The sequence below is a fragment of the Mesorhizobium sp. ESP7-2 genome, assembly GCF_020164715.1.
In the GTDB taxonomy this organism is placed as follows: domain Bacteria; phylum Pseudomonadota; class Alphaproteobacteria; order Rhizobiales; family Rhizobiaceae; genus Mesorhizobium.
Genome location: NZ_JAIUGQ010000003.1, coordinates 36888 through 52505, shown reverse-complemented (window position 1 = coordinate 52505; position 15618 = coordinate 36888). Strand labels below are relative to the sequence as shown.

Below are 15618 nucleotides of genomic sequence, written 5' to 3'. Positions count from 1 at the left end.
ACCGGATCAGGATCGGAGAAGACAATGACGATGAGCTACTACACACTCGGCAACAGCGGCCTGCGCGTCAGCCGGCTGGCACTGGGCACGATGACCTTCGGCACGGAATGGGGCTGGGGCGCGGACCGGGACACGGCGCGAACGATGTTCGACGCCTATGTCGAGGCCGGCGGCAATTTCTTCGACACCGCCGACCTTTATACCGGCGGCACCGCCGAGACCTGGCTCGGTGAATTCGTGGCCGAGCGGGGCTTGCGCGACAAGGCGGTGATCGCCACCAAATTCACCATGAACTCGAACCCCGGCAATCCGAACGCCGGCGGCAACGGCCGCAAGAACATCATGCGTGCCGTCGACGCCTCGCTGAAGCGGCTGGGTACCGACTACATCGATCTCTATCTCATGCATATCTGGGACAAGCTGACGCCGGCCGAGGAGGTGCTGCGTACGCTCGACGATCTGGTTCGGGCAGGCAAGATACGTCACCTCGGCCTGTCCGACGTGCCGGCCTGGTATGCCGGGCGGGCGCAGGCGATCGCCGAACTGCGCGGCTATGAGCCGATCTCGGCGTTGCAACTCGAATACTCGCTGGCGGAGCGTGCCATCGAGCATGAATTCGTGCCGTTCGGGACACGCCATGGCGCCGGCATCATGGTCTGGAGCCCGCTGGCCAGCGGGCTGTTGAGTGGCAAATACCGCCCGGTGCAAGCGGGCAATGCCGGCCGGCTCGACGGTTTCCGCAACACCACCCATCCGGGCTTCCAGAAATTCACCGAGCACAACTGGACTGTCGTGGCGGAGTTGGAAAAAGTCGCCGCCGAACTCGGCCGCGGCATGGCTCAAGTGGCGCTCAACTGGGTGGCGACACAGCCGGGAATCGCCACTGTCATCCTTGGGGCAACGCGGCTTTCGCAGTTGCAGTACAATCTTGCGGCGCTCGATTTCTCCATACCGCCAGCGCTTCGTCAGCGGCTGGACAAGGTGAGCGGCACGCCGGCGCCATTCCCGCATTCGTATTTCGGTCCCGAGATCCAGGTTCGTGTCGCCGGCGGTGTCGTGACCGGCGACAAGCCGTCCGGTTATGCATTGCCGGTCGTGGTCGAAGGCGAGGCCGTTGCCATCAGCAGCAACTGATCCAAAAAGCCTGGAATTTTGCACAAGGGCGCGGCGTGACATCGCTGCGCCCTTCGTGTATCCGGTCAACCCGTCATGACAGCACCGCCGGCGAACCAGGAGGCCTCTTTCGCCTTCGGAGCTTGCCGCGCCGGGATTTTCGAGGAACCAGATGACGGCGAAGCCCCTCTACCGACGTGTTCTGCTCAAAGCTTCGGGCGAAGCGTTGATGGGCGAACAGCATTTCGGCATCGACGTCTCGGTCGTGGACCGCATCGCCGCCGATATCGCCGAGGCGCGCGCGCTGGGCATCGAGGTGGGTGTCGTCATTGGCGGTGGCAATATCTTTCGCGGCGTGGCCGTCGCCTCCAAGGGCGGCGACCGCGTCACCGGCGACCATATGGGCATGCTTGCCACGGTCATAAATTCGCTGGCACTGCGCACGTCTCTGAACAAGATCGGCGTCGACGCCGTCGTGCTGTCCGCGATTGCCATGCCCGAGCTTTGCGAGAGCTTTTCGCAGCGCCAGGCGACCGCCTACATGAACCAGGGCAAGGTGGTGATCTTCGCCGGTGGCACCGGCAATCCGTTCTTCACCACTGATTCGGCTGCCGCGCTCCGCGCGGCCGAGATCGGCGCGGACGCGCTGTTCAAGGGCACGCAAGTCGACGGCGTCTATTCTGCCGACCCGAAAAAGGACCCGAATGCGACACGTTTCGAGCGCATCAGCCATGCCGAGGTCATAAATCGAGGGCTTTCGATCATGGATACGGCTGCGATTGCACTTGCGCGCGAAAACAACATTCCGATAATCGTCTATTCGATCCACGAAAAAGGTGGTTTCGGCGATATTCTGAGGGGCGGCGGCCGCTGTACGGTCGTCGCGGACGAGTGATCCGGGCCCGAAGAAGGGAAACCGGATTTCGAAATCGGGCTCGAACACGGGGCTTTGCCCCGAAGCAGTGAACCCGCGGCAGACGGGTCGAGGAGACTAACATGAGTGGTGAGTACGACGATCTCAAGCGACGCATGGATGGGGCAATCGCGGCGTTCAAGCATGATCTGGCCTCGCTGCGGACCGGTCGCGCCTCCAGCAACCTGCTCGACGCGATCCAGGTGCAAGCCTATGGCACCACCATGCCGATCAATCAGGTGGCCAACGTTACCGTGCCGGAGCCCCGCATGATCTCGGTCTCGGTCTGGGACAAGTCGATGGTCGGTGCGGTCGACCGCGCGATCCGGGAATCCAATCTGGGCTTCAACCCGATCGTCGACGGCACCAACCTGAGGATTCCGCTGCCGGAGCTCAACGAACAGCGCCGCAAGGAGCTGGTCAAGATTTCGCACGGCTATGCCGAGAACGCGCGTGTCGCCGCGCGCCATGTGCGCCGTGACGGCATGGATTTCCTGAAGAAGGCGGAGAAGGACGGCGACATCAGCGAGGACGATCAGCGCAAGCGTTCCGACCAGGTCCAGAAACTTACCGACGAAACCATCAGCACTATCGATCATCTGCTTTCCGACAAGGAAGCTGAAATCATGCAGGTTTAGGGTTGGCCCTTGGCTGACCCGAAAGCGAGATCATGACAACGCCCGCGCATGTCGCGATCATCATGGATGGAAATGGACGCTGGGCCAAGGCGCGCGGTATGCCGAGGCTCGCGGGTCATCGCGCCGGCGTCGAGGCGCTGCGCAAGGCTGTGCGTGCCGCCCCTGGTCTCGGCATCTCCTTCCTGACCGTCTATGCTTTCTCGTCGGAGAACTGGTCACGGCCGAAGTCCGAGGTCAGCGACCTTATGGGTCTGTTGAAGCTGTTCATTCGTCGCGACCTTGCCGAGCTGCACCAGAGCGGCGTGCGGGTCAGGATCATCGGCGACCGGGCAGGGCTGCAGGCGGACATCAGAGGGCTGCTCGACGAAGCCGAATCGCTGACGATCCACAACACCTCGCTGACGCTTGTGATTGCCTTCAACTACGGCGGGCGCGACGAGATCGTCCGCACGGCGCGCAAGCTCGCCGAGGCGGTGGCGCGCGGTGAAATCGACAGCGAGGCGATCACCGCCGAAAGCTTTGCCGGCTCTCTCGACACGCAAGGCATTCCCGATCCGGAGTTGGTCATCCGCACCAGCGGCGAGCTTCGCCTGTCCAACTTCCTCTTGTGGCAGGCCGCCTACAGCGAGCTCGTCTTCCTGCCGTGCTACTGGCCGGACTTCAACCGTGAGCACTTCGCCGAGGCCTTGCGTGAATATGCCGGCCGCGAGCGCCGCTTCGGCGGACTGGGCCCGCAAGACGTCGCTTCGCGACCGGCCGCGGGATGAGCAACCTTCAGCTGCGTGTGATTTCGGCGGTCGTGCTGGCCATTGTCGCCCTTGGCCTGACCTGGCTTGGCGGCCTGCCTTTCCGGCTGCTGTGCGCCGCGATGGCGGCAATGATCTTTTATGAGTGGACACGCATGGCGCGGCCCGCCGCGGCCGACGGGCTTGGTTTCCTGCCGGAAGCGCTGATGGTCATTTTCGTAGGCGCCCTGATTGCCGGCCTGTCCGCATTTTGGCTGCTGCCGCTCGTGGTGATTCTGGTTGCGATAGCGGCAGCCACCGCGGGAATCCGCAAGATCGGCCAGTGGGACGCCGGCGGTCTTGCCTATGCCTGCGTGTCGGGCCTGTCGCTTGCCCTGCTGCGCGACGGCGATCATTCGGGCCTCATCGCCATCCTGTTCCTGTTCGCTGTCGTCTGGGCGACCGACATTTTCGCCTATTTCGTTGGGCGCGCCGTCGGCGGGCCCAAACTGGCGCCGTCGATTTCGCCAGGCAAGACGCGCAGCGGCGCGCTCGGCGGGGCGGTCGGTGGCGTCGTCGCGGGACTTCTGCTGGCAGCCTTTGCCGGCGCCGCCAACCTGGCGTTGCTCGGTCTTGTGGCGCTGGTGCTGTCCGTTGTCGCCCAGGCTGGCGACCTGTTCGAATCCTGGGTCAAACGGCGGCACGACCGCAAGGATTCGGGCGTGCTCATTCCTGGCCATGGCGGCATCATGGATCGTGTCGACGGGCTTGTCGCGGCCGCTCTTGCCCTATACGTCATCGGTTGGATTTTGGTGGGCGCCGATCATCCGGCACAGGGGCTGTTTCCCATTTGAACGGTGTCATTCCACGATCTGGCGCGAACGTGCCTTGGATTCGCCTGTATTGATGTCACAGTCATGCAGCGACCGCGGAAGAATTTGAGGGCTTGAGTTGAACGAGATTCTTCACGCGATTTTCAGCACGGAAGGCCTCTTTCTCGGCACGCTCGTGCCGTTTCTCTTTGTACTGACCGTGGTGGTGTTCGTTCACGAGATGGGCCACTACCTCGTCGGCCGCTGGTGCGGCATCGGGGTCAGGGCCTTCTCGATCGGCTTCGGTCCGGAGCTCGTCGGCTTCAACGACAGGCACGGTACGCGCTGGAAGCTTTGCGCCATACCGCTAGGCGGTTATGTCAAGTTTGTCGGCGACATGAGCGCCACCTCCAGCAAGCCGACATCGGATGAGCTCGAAACGCTGACCGACGAGGAACGCAAGGTTGCCTTCCACACCCAGGCGATCTGGAAGCGCGCGGCAACGGTGGTGGCCGGGCCGCTGTTCAACTTCCTGCTGACGATCGTCGTCTTTTCCGTGCTGTTTGCCTCCTATGGGCGTTATGTCGCGGAGCCAATGGTGGCGGAGGTTACAACAGGCAGTCCCGCGGCCAAGGCCGGCATTTTGCCTGGAGACCGATTCGTCAGCGTCGACGGCAGCAAGGTCGAAACCTTCGGCGACGTGCAGCGGCTGGTCTCGGGCCGCGCAGGCGATACCATCACCTTCGTCATGCTGCGCAACGGCAAGGAGGTCACGGTGACCGCGTCGCCGCAGCTGATGGAGCAGGAGGACGCGCTCGGCAACAAGATCAAGGTCGCGGTAATCGGCGTCGTCAACAACAAGGAACTCGGCCAGCCTCGTCTCATCACATACACTCCGGTGGGAGCCGTTGCGGCGGCCGTTGAGGAAACGGGCCACGTCATCGAGCGCACTGGCCAGTTTCTGCAGCGCTTCGTCGTCGGGCGCGAGGACAAGTGCCAGCTGGGTGGCCCGGTCAAGATCGCAGGCATGGCCGGCAAGGCTGCCAAACTCGGTTTCGAGTGGCTGGTGCAGCTCGTCGCGCTGCTCTCCGTTGGGATAGGCATTCTAAACCTTTTGCCGATTCCCCCCCTCGACGGCGGCCACCTGTTGTTCTACGGGGTGGAGGCCGTCATCCGCCGGCCGGTGTCGGAACGGATGATGGAAATGGCCTATCGGGCCGGTCTGCTTCTGGTGCTGTGCTTCATGGGGTTCGTGTTCTGGAACGATCTCTTTGGGTGCTGAAATCATGAAGGAATTTGGCCCGGGCATGGTCGATGTTGAGACGCCGTTTACCATGCACGGGGATATGAGTGACGCGAAAGCCACGCAACAGGGTTAAGTAAATACAAATTAACCAGAAGCCTTGCGTGTAGGGAAAATCCGGTTAATACGGTAGGGGAAATGACCGCACGTCCGGTTTTCTCGCCGTGGGGACTACGAGAAAAGGTTATTAAGCCCGATGAAGGCAGCATCCAAGTTTCTAAACGCCGCGTCAGCGGCGGCACTGTCCGCCGCTCTGGTCGTACCCGGTGCGTTCGCAGTGCAGTTCGTTGCCACATCGGCGGCCGAAGCCGCTGTCGTAAGCAGGGTGGAGGTGAGCGGCAACCAGCGTGTCGACGCCGATACCATCCGCAACTACATCACCATCAAGCCCGGCAAGGCCTTCTCCAGCTCCGATGTCGATAGCGCGGTCAAGGCGCTGTTCGGCACCGGACTGTTCTCGGATGTCCAGATCAACCAGGTCGGCTCGACCCTGGTGGTCAAGGTTTCGGAATACAAGGTCGTCAACCAGGTGCTGTTCCAGGGCAACAAGAAGCTCAAGGACAACGCGCTTCAGGCGGCAGTTCAGCTGAAGCCGCGCGGCACGTTCTCTCAGGCTACGCTCGATTCGGACGTCGAGGCGGTCAAGGCCGCTTACAGGCGCATCGGCCGTGACGATGCCGGCGTGACCGCACAGATCATGGAGCTCGGCGACAACCGCGTGAATGTGGTGTTCCACATCACCGAAGGCGATCGCACGCAGATCGCGGCAATCAATTTCGTCGGCAACAGCGCCTATTCGAGCCGCCGCCTGTCGGACGTGATCAACACCAAGCGCTCATCCTGGGTCTCGTTCATCCTGCGCGACGACGTCTATGATGAAGACAAGCTGCGCGCCGACCAGGAACTGCTGCGCCGCTTCTACTTCAATCACGGCTACGCCGATTTCCAGGTCGTGTCCGCTGTCGGCGAGCTCGACAATGCGACTAACAAGTACACGGTCACCATTACCGTCCAGGAAGGCGAGCGCTATACTTTTGGCGACATCAGCGTCGAAAGCACGATCCCGGAAGTGGACTCCAAGTCTCTGGAATCGGTGGTCGAAACCCGCAAGGGCGATGTCTACAATGCCAAGAATGTCGAAGACTCCATCATTGCCCTGACCGAGAAGGTGGCCGGTTCCGGCTACGCGTTCGCGCAGGTGACGCCGCGTGGCGACCGCAATTTCGAGAACCATACGATTTCGGTGGTCTACACGGTCGACCAGGGCACCAAGGCCTATGTCGAGCGCATCGAGATCCGCGGCAACGACCGTACACGCGACTATGTCATTCGCCGCGAATTCGACGTCAGCGAAGGCGACGCGTTCAACCAGGTGCTCATCCAGCGCGCGAAGAAGCGCCTGGAAAACCTCAATTACTTTGACAAAGTCGACATTTCGACCGTGCCTGGCTCGGCCCCTGATCAGGTCGTGCTGGTGGTCGATGTGGTCGAGAAGTCGACGGGTGAATTCTCGGTTGGTGCCGGCTATTCGACCGGTGGCGATACGGCCGGACCGTCCGTCGAAGGATCGATCACCGAGCGCAACTTCCTAGGTCGCGGCCAATTCATCAAGGTGTCCGCCGGCGGCGGCAAGAACTCGCGCGATTACAGCCTGTCCTTCACCGAACCCTATTTCCTCGGGCGGCGCATCGCTGCCGGTTTCGACATCTACAAGTCGACGAGGCAATACAAAAGCAACTACGACAGCGATACCACGGGTGCGACGGTGCGCTTCGGGCTGCCTATCACCAACAGCATCACGACCCAGCTGGCGTACAACATCTCGCAAGAGAAGTACAAGCTGGACAGCAATTGCGATGCCAATGGCGACGGGATTCCTGACGCCGGTTGTACAATTTCGCCCGCCATCTTGGATGGCATCGAGCAAAGTCCGTGGATCAAGTCTTCGATCAGCCTGGGGCTGGTCTACAACACGATCGACGACATGAAGAACCCGCACGAGGGTATCTACGCCAACACGACCGTCGAAGTGGCCGGACTTGGTGGTGATGCTAAGTTCGTGAAGCTTACCGGGCGCGGCAGCATCTATCAGACGCTGTCCGAGCAGCTTGATCTGGTCGGGCTGATTTCAGGTGGCGCCGGTCATGTCGAGAGTTATGGCAACAACGGTACTCTGCGCATCTTCGATCAGTTCCAGAGCACCGACCGCATGATCCGTGGCTTTGCCTATAACGGCATTGGTCCGGTGGACCCGAATACGGGTGACCATCTGGGTGGCGTGACCTATTTCAATGCCTCGGCCGAAGCTCAGTTCCCATTGCCGGTTATTCCCGAGAGCTTCGGTCTCCGCGGCGCCGTGTTTGCGGACGCTGCGACGCTCTATGGCAGCAAGATCAGCACGACGGTCGACCAGGCTTCTCTCGACATGAAGCTTCGTGCCTCGGTGGGTGTCGGCCTGATGTGGGCCTCGCCGTTCGGGCCGATCCGTATCGACTATGCGATCCCGGTCAAGAAGGAAGCCAAAGACGACGTGCAGGAATTCAACTTCGGCATATCGACCCGCTTCTGATCGGCGGCCAACGATGCTCCCGGGTTTTGGATCCGGGAGAAATGTTCCGACCTAGCTGGATATAGCTTCTGGAATGACCGATCCGGTGTTCTTCGCGCCATCACGCCGGTATACGGCGGCCGAAGTCGCGAATCTGACCGGCTCGGTGCTTGTCGATTCCGGCCAATCCGACGTTTCGATCGAAGCGTTGGCGCCAGCTCATGAAGGTGGCGCCAACGCGCTCGTCTTCGTCGACGGCAAACGCAATTCTGCGCTGATGCCGTCGCTGCGGGCGGCGGCGGTTCTGTGTCCGGCGGACTTCGCAAACAAGGCGCCTGCCGGCATCGCTGTCCTGATCCATCCACGGCCGCAACAGGCTTTCGCGCTGGTTGGGCGCCTCTTGTTCCCGACAGCCGCCACGCCGGGGCCAATGACCGGTGAGACCGGCGTTTCGCCGCATGCCCATATCGATCCGACCGCGCATGTCGAAGCCGGCGCTATCATCGAGGCCGGCGCGGTCATCGGCCCAGGCGTCTCGATCGGCGGCGGCACCGTCATTGCGCCGAACGCCGTCATCGGACAGTCCTGCCAGATTGGCCGTGACGGCTATGTCGGCCCGGCCGCCAGTATCCAGTACGCGCTGATCGGCAATCGGGTCATCATCCATGGTGGCGCCAGGATCGGCCAGGACGGCTTCGGCTTTGTCGGCGGCGCCAAGGGGCCGGAACGTGTTCCACAGATCGGACGGGTTATCATCCAGGACGATGTCGAGATCGGCTCCAATTCCACAGTCGATCGCGGCGCCATGTCCGATACGATCATCGGGCAAGGCACTAAGATCGACAATCTCGTGCAGATCGCCCATAACGTCCGCATCGGCCGCAATTGCATAGTAGCCGGGCTTTCAGGTATTTCCGGTTCCGTCGTGGTGGGTGACAATGTCACCATGGGCGGCGGCGTCGGGCTTGCGGATCATCTGACGATTGGTTCAGGTGCCAAGCTTGCCGCCAGAAGTGGATTTATGAGCAATGTTCCCGCCGGCGAGATATGGGGTGGCTATCCGGCACAGCCGATGGCGGAAGCCATGCGAGAGATAGCCATGTTGCGCACGATGGCCAGGGCACGCAAGCAGGGCAAGGACAATGGCTGACATGGTGGCGGCGACAACGCTGGAAGCGGTCGACATACTGGGGCTGATGAAGCTCCTGCCGCACCGTTATCCCTTCCTCATGATCGACCGCATCGTCGACATCGATGGCGACGAATCCGCCATCGGCATCAAGAACGTGACCATAAACGAGCCGCATTTTCAGGGGCATTTCCCGGAGCAGCCGGTGATGCCGGGCGTACTGATCGTCGAGGCCATGGCGCAGACGGCCGGCGCCATCTGCATCCGAAGCCTCGGGGCGTCGAAACCGTCGCTGGTCTATTTCCTGACCATCGACAACGCCAAATTCCGCAAACCGGTCGTTCCCGGCGACCAGTTGAAGATCCATGTCAAGAAAATCAAGAAGCGCGGCAACCTGCTCAAATTCGCCTGCGAAGCCCTGGTCGAAGGTACCAAGGCGGCCGAGGCCGAGATTTCAGCCATGATGGTCACCGGCGACTGACGATCGAGTGCTTATGAAAATCAAGACGTCAATCCATCCTTCCTCCATCGTGGAAGAAGGCGCCCAAATCGGCCAGGGTGTGCGCATTGGGCCGTTCTGCCATGTCAGCGGCGACGCTGTGATCGGTGACGGTGTCGAACTGGTCAGCCATGTCTCGGTGATGGGCGCGACCACTATCGGAGCGTCGACCAAGGCCTATCCGATGGCGATCCTGGGCGGACCGCCGCAGAATACCAAGCACAAGGGCGGCCGCACCACACTCGTCATCGGCGCCAACTGCACCATCCGCGAAGGCGTGACCATGCATGTCGGCACCGACACCAGCCGCGGCGAGACGACGGTGGGCGACAATGGCAATTTTCTGGCCTACGCCCATATCGCCCATGACTGCGTCGTCGGCAACAACGCTACCTTCGCCAATGGGGCGACATTGGGCGGCCACTGCGAGATCGGCAACAATGTCTATATCGGTGGCCTCAGCGCCGTTCATCAATTCGTGCGTGTAGGCGACAACGCCTTTCTTGGCGGGTGCTCGGCTTTTGTCGGTGATGTCATTCCCTATGCCATCGCGGTCGGTAACCGCGCCAGCTTGCGCGGCTTGAACATCATCGGCCTCAAGCGCGCCGGTCTGCCGCGTTCCGAGATCTATCTACTGCGCAAGGCCTACAAGACGATCTTCGACCGCTCCCGCACCGTCGGCGAGAACACCGAGTTCGCCAAGGCGGAGTTCGCCTCGTCGCCGACAGCGATGAAGATCATCGACTTCATCAGCAGTCGCGGCAAGCGGCACTATGCGGTGCCATCGCTCAAGGGCGGCGATGGCGACGATACCGATGACGAAGGCTGAGACAGCCGCGGCTGGTCTTGGTCTCCCGCCTGATGCCAGGGTCGGCATCATTGCCGGCGGCGGCAGCCTTCCGGTCGAAGTCGCTGCCGGTTTGGCCGAACAGGGTCATCCGCCCTTCATCGTGCTCATGGACGGTGAGGCCGACCGCCTTGCCGAGTTGCGCCAGTACGAGCATGAGACCCTTGCCCTGGAGGCGATAGGATCGCTCGTTCCGCTGCTCAAGCGCAACCGGATTACCCATCTGGTGCTTGCCGGCGAGATAAAGCGCAGGCCAAGACTGACACATCTGCGTCCAAGCCTCAGCCTGCTCGCCGTGGTACCCCTCGTTGTCATGGCGTTGGCGCGTGGCGACGATGGGCTGCTCAAGGTGGTGGCGCGCGGGCTAGAAGCTCGGGGGATAAAGGTCGTGGGCGCCCACGAGATCGTGCCGAACCTTGTCGCAGCCGAAGGGGTGTTGACCAAGACTAAGCCTCTGAAATCGGACTGGCGCGACATCGAGGCGGGTTTCGCGGCGGCAAAGGCCATCGGGGCGCTGGATATCGGCCAGGCGGCGATCGCGATCGGCGGCCGGACCATTGCGCTTGAAGGTATCGAGGGCACGGCCGGATTGCTGGACCGCGCCAGGGTGCTGCGCGGCCACGGCCGCATCGCCGGCAAGACGCGCGGCGTTCTGGTCAAATGCGCCAAGCCTGGCCAGGAGTTGCGCGCGGATCTTCCTTCCATGGGGCCACAGACGGTAGAGGCAGCGCATGCCGCGGGGCTTGCCGGCATTGCCGTCGAGGCGGGACGCTCCCTGATCCTCGAAGGCCCCGCAACTTTCTCGCGTGCCAATGACCTTGGGCTGTTCATCGTCGGCCTGGCCGCAGCGGAGTCCGGACATGGCTGACAGGGCGCTGAAGATCGCGATCGTCGCGGGCGAGGAGTCGGGTGACCTGCTTGGCGCCGACATCGTCCAGTCGCTCCGCCAGACAACAGGTCGCGAGGTGCAACTCGTCGGGCTCGGCGGCCGCCATCTGCAGGCGCTCGGGCTGATTTCGCCGTTCGACGCCGGCGAGGTCGCGCTGATGGGGTTCAGTGCCGTCCTGCGTGACCTGCCGCGCCTGGTCCAGCGGATCGGCCAGCTGGCGGGGATCGTTGCGGACGCCAAGCCTGACTGCCTCGTTACCATCGACAGCCCCGATTTTTCGCTGCGCGTCGCCAAAAAGGTGCGCGCGGCCAACCCGTCGATCCCGATCGTCCACTATGTCTGCCCGAGCGTCTGGGCATGGCGGCCGGGCAGGGCGGTGGCGATGAAGCCCTATGTCGACCACATCCTGTGCATCCTGCCATTCGAGGTGAAGGAACTCGATCGGCTGGGTGGTCCGCCCGGTACCTATGTCGGGCATCGCCTGACGCATGATCCGGGCGTGCTGTCGGCCGCCAAGGCGCAGGCCCAGCCGCGTGATCTTTCACCAGACCGCGTGAAGACGCTGCTTGTCCTGCCCGGCTCGCGGCGCGGCGAGGTGCGGCGGCTGCTCGAGCCGTTCGGCGAGACAGTGTCGATGTTGCGGGCTCGCGGGCATCGGCTCCGCCTGATGCTCCCGACGGTGCCGCATGTCGCGGATACCGTGCGGTCCGCGGTCACGCGCTGGGACGAGAAACCCGAGATCATCCTTGAGCCTGAGCGCAAATGGCAGGCCTTCGGCAAGGCCGACGCCGCATTGATCGCGTCCGGCACCGTGTCCCTGGAATTGGCATTGTCCGGGGTGCCGATGATCTCTAGCTACCGGCTCGACCCGGTCGCGCGCGTCGTCGCGCCGTATCTCGTTTCCGTCTGGTCGGCCCTGCTGCCCAACCTGATCTCGGATCGCGCGTTGATCCCGGAATTTTACAACGAGTATGTCAAACCGAACAACCTGGCGCGCCAGCTGGAAGCGCTGTTGGCCGACAGTGGCATGCGCGCGTGGCAGAAAGACGGGTTTGCCGAGATCTCACGGCGCATGGCGACGGACAAGCCGTCTGGTGAGATCGCAGCGCAGGTGGTGATGGGGTGCGTGAAGAGAGGAAGAGAGTGAGTAGGCAGTAGTGAGTAGTGAGTAGTGAGTAGTGAGTAGTGAGTTAGCACATTCTCCAATCTCACTACCCACTACTCACCACTAACTTGTCTCAGCGCTTGGCGATCGGCACGTAGTCGCGCTCCGGCGCGCCGGTGTAGAGCTGACGCGGGCGGCCGATCTTCTGGCGCGGATCCTCAATCATTTCCTTCCACTGCGCGATCCAGCCGACCGTGCGGGCGACCGCGAACAGCACGGTGAACATGGTGGTGGGGAAGCCCAGCGCCTTCAGTGTGATGCCGGAATAGAAATCGACGTTCGGATAGAGTTTCTTCTCGATGAAATAGGCATCGGTGAGCGCGATCTTTTCCAGTTCCATCGCGATGTCGAGCAGCGGATCGTCCTTGATGCCGAGTTCGCCCAGGACCTCATGCGCCGTCTTCTGCATGATCTTGGCGCGTGGATCATAGTTCTTGTAGACGCGGTGGCCAAAGCCCATCAGGCGGAACGGATCGTTCTTGTCCTTGGCACGGGCGATGAATTCCGGGATGTGATCGACATGGCCGATCTCGCCCAGCATGTTGAGCGCCGCTTCATTGGCGCCGCCATGGGCCGGGCCCCACAGGCAAGCGATGCCGGCGGCAATGCAGGCGAAGGGGTTGGCGCCCGAGGAGCCGGCGAGACGAACGGTCGAAGTCGAAGCGTTCTGCTCGTGATCGGCATGCAGGATGAAGATGCGCTCCATGGCCCGCGCCAGCACCGGGTTGATCTTGTATTCCTCGCAGGGCACGGCAAAGCACATATGCAGGAAGTTGGCGGCGAAATTCAGCTCGTTCTTCGGGTAAATGAAGGGCTGGCCGATGTGGTACTTGTAGGCCATGGCCGCGATCGTCGGCATTTTGGCGATCAGGCGCATGGAGGCAACCATGCGCTGGTACGGGTCGGAGATGTCGGTCGAGTCGTGATAGAAGGCCGACAGCGCGCCGACCACGCCGCACATCACCGCCATCGGGTGCGCGTCGCGGCGGAAGCCGGTGAAGAAGCGCGACATCTGCTCGTGCACCATGGTGTGGCGCGTCACGCGATAATCGAAATCGTCCTTCTGCGCCTTGGTGGGCAGTTCGCCGTAGAGCAGGAGATAGCAGACCTCGAGGAAGTCGCCGTGTTCGGCCAACTGGTCGATCGGGTAGCCGCGATGCAGGAGGATGCCGGCATCACCATCGATGAAGGTGATCTCCGACTCGCAGCTTGCCGTCGAGGTGAAGCCGGGGTCATAGGTGAAGGCGCCGGTGGTGCTGTAGAGCGAGGCGATGTCGATGACGTCAGGTCCGACCGAGCCGCTTCGCACCTTGAATTCGTGGGTCTTGCCGGCGAATTCCAGCGTTGCCGTGGCCTCCTGGCCGCCTACATCCAATTTTTTCGCAGCTTCGGTCATTGCAAACTCCTTCTTGTTTCCTCATGCCGGCAAAGGCAAATTCCGCAGGGCGACACGTCGAAATCACCGCAATGCGCGTATTCGCCACCGCATTTTAGGAGGTGCGTGCCAGATTGGGCCAGGGCCTAATGTTGCACTGCGAAACGCGCCTTTCAATGCCAATCTTCTTGGGCCAGTTTCTTCTTGGGCCAGTTTGCTCCTAATCGATTTGATCCGCTATGCGCGCGAGGCTTTCCTCGCGCCCCAGCACGGCCAGCACGTCGAAGACGCCTGGCGAGGTGCTTTTACCGGTCAAAGCGGCCCGCAACGGCTGGGCCACGGCGCCAAGCTTGTAGCCGCCGGCCAGCGCATAGTCGCGGATCGCGGCCTCGGCCGTGGCCGCTGTCCAGTCGCCGGACAGCGCATTCAAAGCTTCGTGAGCGCCACGCAGGATCTTGCGGGCATCGTCATTGAGCAGGAGAGCCGCCTTGTCGTCGATCGGCAGTGGCCGCGTGGCAAACAGAAAGCCGGCGCCGTCGACGAGCTCGACCAGCGTCTTGGCGCGCTCCTTCAGGCCTGGGAGCGCTGCCAGCAACTGCGCCTTGTTCTTCTCGTCGAGGCGCGCCGCCATCGCCGGGCCACTCTCCAGATAAGGCAAGGTGGCGATGAAGATGTCGAACAATTCGATATCGGCCATGCGGCGCATATGGACGCCGTTCAGCGCCTCGAGCTTGGCGAAGTCGAAGCGCGCCGCGCCCTTGTTGACGTCGCCGATATCGAACCAGGAGATCATGTCCTTGATCGACATGATCTCGTCATCGCCATGGCTCCAGCCGAGCCGCGCCAGGTAATTGAGCAGCGCCTCCGGCAGATAGCCCATGGCGCGATAGGCCTCGACCCCAAGCGCGCCGTGGCGCTTCGACAGCTTGGCGCCGTCGGCGCCATGGATGAGCGGGATATGCGACATCGAAGGCACGTCCCAGCCCATGGCGTTGTAGATCACGGTCTGGCGCGCGGCGTTGGTCAGGTGATCGTCGCCACGGATGATGTGGGTGACGCCCATGTCGTGATCGTCGACGACGACGGCATGCATGTAGGTCGGGTTGCCGTCCGAGCGCAGGATGATGAAATCGTCGAGATCCTTGTTGGGGAAGCGCACCTCGCCCTGGACCCGGTCCTGCACCACCGTCTCGCCCTCGGTCGGTGCCTTGATGCGGATGGCGCCCTTGACGCCGGCGGGCGCCTCCGACGGGACGCGGTCACGCCAGTGGCCGTTATAGCGAGGCGGCAGGCCCTTGGCGCGGGCCGCCTCGCGCATCGCCTCGAGCTCGGCTGAAGTCTCGTAGCTGTAATAGGCCTTGCCCAGCCGCACCAGTTCCTCGGCGACCTCCCGGTGGCGCGGCGCGCGCTCGAATTGGGAGACCGCTTCACCGTCCCATGACAGGCCGAGCCAGGTCAGTCCGTCCAGAATGGCTGATGTGGCCGCCTCGGTCGAGCGCTCGCGATCGGTGTCCTCGATACGCAACAGCATCGTGCCGCCGGTGTGCTTGGCATAGAGCCAGTTGAACAGCGCCGTGCGTGCGCCGCCGATGTGCAGATAGCCGGTCGGCGAGGGGGCAAAACGGGTGATGACCTTGTCGGGCATGAAACTCTCGGAAAACG

Annotated in this window: 14 protein-coding genes; 12 read left to right on the top strand and 2 right to left on the bottom strand. The window is 62.4% G+C overall.

Annotated features, from left to right (window positions below; all coding sequences use genetic code 11):
* Positions 1-24: 24 nt before the first annotated feature.
* The 12 genes from LB543_RS04270 (at position 25) to lpxB (ending at position 12563) form a co-directional block, all read left to right on the top strand.
* Positions 25-1134 (top strand): aldo/keto reductase, encoded by a 1110-nt coding sequence (locus LB543_RS04270; RefSeq protein WP_224613163.1) that lies wholly within the window; start codon positions 25-27, stop codon positions 1132-1134.
* Positions 1135-1285: 151 nt separating this feature from the next.
* The gene (gene pyrH, locus LB543_RS04265) at positions 1286-2008 is read left to right on the top strand and encodes a UMP kinase (RefSeq protein WP_140808474.1); all 723 of its coding nucleotides are present in this window, start codon (positions 1286-1288) and stop codon (positions 2006-2008) included.
* 101 nt (positions 2009-2109) lie between these two features.
* Entirely contained in the window at positions 2110-2664 is a 555-nt protein-coding gene (gene frr, locus LB543_RS04260) for a ribosome recycling factor (protein WP_027142617.1), read from the top strand.
* A 32-nt stretch (positions 2665-2696) separates the two neighbouring features.
* Complete coding sequence (locus LB543_RS04255; RefSeq protein ID WP_140757465.1) at positions 2697-3431, top strand: isoprenyl transferase; 735 nt, start codon at positions 2697-2699, stop codon at positions 3429-3431.
* Complete coding sequence (locus tag LB543_RS04250) at positions 3428-4243, top strand: phosphatidate cytidylyltransferase (protein ID WP_224613162.1); 816 nt, start codon at positions 3428-3430, stop codon at positions 4241-4243. Before LB543_RS04255 ends, LB543_RS04250 begins: the two co-directional genes overlap by 4 nt.
* Positions 4244-4340: 97 nt before the next feature.
* A complete protein-coding gene (rseP, locus tag LB543_RS04245; protein WP_140808470.1) occupies positions 4341-5483 on the top strand; it encodes an RIP metalloprotease RseP in 1143 nt (380 codons plus the stop codon).
* A gap of 217 nt (positions 5484-5700) precedes the next feature.
* On the top strand, positions 5701-8073 hold the full coding sequence (gene bamA / locus LB543_RS04240; RefSeq protein WP_224613161.1) for an outer membrane protein assembly factor BamA: 2373 nt from the start codon (positions 5701-5703) through the stop codon (positions 8071-8073).
* Between the two features lie 73 nt (positions 8074-8146).
* Positions 8147-9202: a UDP-3-O-(3-hydroxymyristoyl)glucosamine N-acyltransferase gene (lpxD, locus tag LB543_RS04235; RefSeq protein WP_140757461.1), complete on the top strand. Its 1056-nt coding sequence runs from the start codon at positions 8147-8149 to the stop codon at positions 9200-9202.
* A complete protein-coding gene (gene fabZ, locus LB543_RS04230) occupies positions 9195-9662 on the top strand; it encodes a 3-hydroxyacyl-ACP dehydratase FabZ (protein WP_140757460.1) in 468 nt (155 codons plus the stop codon). The genes lpxD and fabZ overlap by 8 nt, the downstream gene beginning before the upstream one ends.
* A 13-nt stretch (positions 9663-9675) precedes the next feature.
* Positions 9676-10509, top strand: coding sequence for an acyl-ACP--UDP-N-acetylglucosamine O-acyltransferase (gene lpxA, locus LB543_RS04225; RefSeq protein WP_224613160.1), 834 nt, complete (start codon positions 9676-9678; stop codon positions 10507-10509).
* Entirely contained in the window at positions 10481-11395 is a 915-nt protein-coding gene (locus LB543_RS04220) for an LpxI family protein (protein ID WP_411908738.1), read from the top strand. Before lpxA ends, LB543_RS04220 begins: the two co-directional genes overlap by 29 nt.
* Entirely contained in the window at positions 11388-12563 is a 1176-nt protein-coding gene (gene lpxB / locus LB543_RS04215; RefSeq protein ID WP_224613158.1) for a lipid-A-disaccharide synthase, read from the top strand. Before LB543_RS04220 ends, lpxB begins: the two co-directional genes overlap by 8 nt.
* 91 nt (positions 12564-12654) lie before the next feature.
* Here the strand turns inward: lpxB and gltA are convergent, their stop codons facing one another.
* Both gltA and gltX read right to left on the bottom strand, forming a co-directional pair.
* Positions 12655-13977: a citrate synthase gene (gene gltA, locus LB543_RS04210; RefSeq protein WP_224613157.1), complete on the bottom strand. Its 1323-nt coding sequence runs from the start codon at positions 13975-13977 to the stop codon at positions 12655-12657.
* Between the two features lie 199 nt (positions 13978-14176).
* Positions 14177-15601, bottom strand: coding sequence for a glutamate--tRNA ligase (gene gltX, locus LB543_RS04205; protein WP_140808458.1), 1425 nt, complete (start codon positions 15599-15601; stop codon positions 14177-14179).
* Between the last annotated feature and the right edge of the window lie 17 nt (positions 15602-15618).

Coding starts and splice junctions, on each gene's coding strand:
- lpxA (WP_224613160.1), top strand. CDS start 9,676: ATGAAAATCAAGACGTCAATCCATCCTTCCTCCATCGTGGAAGAAGGC.
- lpxB (WP_224613158.1), top strand. CDS start 11,388: ATGGCTGACAGGGCGCTGAAGATCGCGATCGTCGCGGGCGAGGAGTCG.
- lpxD (WP_140757461.1), top strand. CDS start 8,147: ATGACCGATCCGGTGTTCTTCGCGCCATCACGCCGGTATACGGCGGCC.
- gltA (WP_224613157.1), bottom strand. CDS start 13,977: ATGACCGAAGCTGCGAAAAAATTGGATGTAGGCGGCCAGGAGGCCACG.
- pyrH (WP_140808474.1), top strand. CDS start 1,286: ATGACGGCGAAGCCCCTCTACCGACGTGTTCTGCTCAAAGCTTCGGGC.
- LB543_RS04255 (WP_140757465.1), top strand. CDS start 2,697: ATGACAACGCCCGCGCATGTCGCGATCATCATGGATGGAAATGGACGC.
- LB543_RS04220 (WP_411908738.1), top strand. CDS start 10,481: ATGGCGACGATACCGATGACGAAGGCTGAGACAGCCGCGGCTGGTCTT.
- LB543_RS04250 (WP_224613162.1), top strand. CDS start 3,428: ATGAGCAACCTTCAGCTGCGTGTGATTTCGGCGGTCGTGCTGGCCATT.
- fabZ (WP_140757460.1), top strand. CDS start 9,195: ATGGCTGACATGGTGGCGGCGACAACGCTGGAAGCGGTCGACATACTG.
- frr (WP_027142617.1), top strand. CDS start 2,110: ATGAGTGGTGAGTACGACGATCTCAAGCGACGCATGGATGGGGCAATC.
- LB543_RS04270 (WP_224613163.1), top strand. CDS start 25: ATGACGATGAGCTACTACACACTCGGCAACAGCGGCCTGCGCGTCAGC.
- bamA (WP_224613161.1), top strand. CDS start 5,701: ATGAAGGCAGCATCCAAGTTTCTAAACGCCGCGTCAGCGGCGGCACTG.
- gltX (WP_140808458.1), bottom strand. CDS start 15,601: ATGCCCGACAAGGTCATCACCCGTTTTGCCCCCTCGCCGACCGGCTAT.